1 protein-coding gene is annotated in these 1479 nt (G+C 46.9%); it reads right to left on the reverse strand.

The features are described 5' to 3' along the window. Positions 1-1349 (reverse strand): ATP-binding cassette domain-containing protein (locus HMPREF2884_RS09140; protein ID WP_141753500.1); only part of this gene is annotated, 1349 nt, incomplete at its 3' end. Positions 1350-1479 lie beyond the last annotated feature (130 nt).

The raw sequence follows: 1479 nt of genomic DNA on the forward strand, positions 1-1479 counted from the left end.
GACCACAAATCAGCATCACCAAGACGCTCAACAGCCTCCTGAGACAAACCCAGCAGGAGATTTTCACGCACAGTCAGTTCATAACGGCCGTAGTCTTGACTCACCAAACCCACATTTGCCAACAAGTCATCAGATGATATGTCCTGTACCGACGTACCTCCAATGAGGATGTCTCCTTTGGAGGGCTTAAGCATACCCATGAGTGCATTTACTAGGGTTGTCTTTCCCGATCCGCTGGGCCCGACAATACCAATCATCTGCCCGGGACCGAAAGTGAGATTGATGTTTTTAAGAGCTAAAGAATCAGCTTTTGGATACTGGATAGCAAGATTCCTAATGGAAACGCTGCAGATTTCGGGGTAGGTATCGGCAACCGAATTTTTCTGCTTGGGCTGTGCGCTAGAAATAAACTTTCGATATATATCAATTGCGTTTGACCCCGCTGCCATCGAGCTAAGGTCGCTTCCCATCGAGCCAAGCGAGACTATAGCCGAGGTAATACCTATAACAGCTCCAGCAAGAGCACCGGGAGCCGGCACCGAGGCCGCTAGAAAAATAAGGGCTAAAGCTAGCAATGCAGCGCTTATAAAACCAACAATTGTATATATTCTGAGGATGTAACGAGCTAGGCCAATTTCCTCCTCACCGGATTTTTTCCGTTCTTGATTAGCACGATGCGCAAAGAACGACCGAGCATTAAGAATTGCAAGCTCACGAGCAGTAGTTATTTGTGCAATCTGGTTAGTGCTATGCCACGCGTTGTAGCTATATGAATATATTTTTTCCATTGCCTCAGCATTCTTACTCGAATAGAGATGTGACATCAAGGCAACAGGAATCATGCCTGCAAGCATGCAGAGTGAAGCATATACATTGATTTTTCCTACGGAATAGCTAAGGGCTCCCGTCGAAAAAATAATGAATATCAGAGCACCCATAGTGGAAACTTGAGACCCCAGGCTCCCCCCTGTCACAGCTTCATGAGCTGCCCTTGATGAGCGAGCATAATCACCGCTCGCGATTTCCTGAGAGGAACAAGTCGCCAGACGAGAAGATACATTCTGAATACCCGTACTTGACATTCGAGAATTTAGAATCATACGCAGAGAGTCTGATGCTTGTCCCAGGGCAATGTATCCTGCCAGCACAAAACTAACCCCCAGAGCTAGCGGAAGCACTTCATCCTGGCTCTGACCCAAATGCTCAACAAGTCTAGTGATAGCCTCCATCTGCAGAGCAGGGAATAGTGATAGGCACACAACAGACACTAGATAGGAAACGGTCCATACGGGGTGATTTTTGAAAGCATAAACCACGGACCAAACAGTATTAGCCATAATCTTACGCATCTTTATAGTCCCTTTCAGCGGAAGTTTTGCGCCCTGCAGAATCTTCAGAGATCTGATTTTTGAAAATTTCCATAAACTTTCCCTCTGCCTTCAGTAGCTCCCGGTAGGTTCCTTGCTCCACCACACACCC

Source organism: Rothia sp. HMSC073B08 (assembly GCF_001812975.1).
GTDB classification, from domain to species: Bacteria; Actinomycetota; Actinomycetes; order Actinomycetales; family Micrococcaceae; genus Rothia; species Rothia mucilaginosa.